Source organism: Bacillus sp. LR--39 (assembly GCF_053613335.1).
Map to the genome: position 1 here is coordinate 1 of NZ_JBSIOT010000811.1, position 735 is coordinate 735.

General features: G+C 50.6%; 2 pseudogenes. Both read left to right on the forward strand.

What is annotated here, in order from left to right:
* A pseudogene (lnrJ, locus tag ACWHAR_RS26690) lies at positions 1–456 on the forward strand (two-component system sensor histidine kinase LnrJ); the annotation flags it as partial.
* Positions 453–735 (forward strand): annotated as a pseudogene (gene lnrK / locus ACWHAR_RS26695) (two-component system response regulator LnrK); the annotation flags it as partial. The pseudogenes lnrJ and lnrK, both read left to right, overlap by 4 nt.

Genomic DNA, 735 nt, shown 5'->3' on the forward strand with positions numbered 1-735 from the left:
TCAGTACGCACTCTGCAAACTGAAAACGATCCTTCGCTAATCGAATCGCTGAAACAGCTGACAGAGGACTTTTGCAAAAATGCAGGAGTCACAACAGAATTTGCGGTCAGCGGTGATCCTGCAATCATCCCGCTGTCTCTCCATCCGACACTGATCAGAACGGTGCAGGAAGCACTGACCAATGCCAAACGGCACGGCGGCGCCGCAGCTTGTTCGATACAGCTTGCCTGCACAACGGACAGCATCAGCCTTGTCATTAAGGATGACGGCAAAGGCAATCCCGAGGCAGCACTTGGTTTTGGTCTCTTGAATATGAAAAAGCGGGCAGCGGAGCATGGCGGAACGATCCGCTTTGAAAGCGAACAGGATCAAGGATTTACTGTGAATGCAGAATTTTCACTTGCCAATAAAAAATGGAGCTTCAGGCCCGTGCAGCAAAAGGAGAGTTTATCATGATTAAGATCATCATTACCGACGATCAGGATATCGTCAGAGAAGGGCTGGCATCCCTGCTCCAGCTCAGAGAAGAGCTCGATGTGATCGCAACGGCGCGAAACGGACAGGAAGCCTTCGAAAAGGCGAAAGAGCTGGAGCCGGATATCGTGTTAATGGACATCCGCATGCCGGTTTCCAACGGGGTGGAGGGAACAAAATTAATCACAAGCTCGCTGCCCGGCGTAAAGGTTTTGATGTTGACAACCTTTAAGGATTCAGCGCTGATTGCTGAAGCGCTTG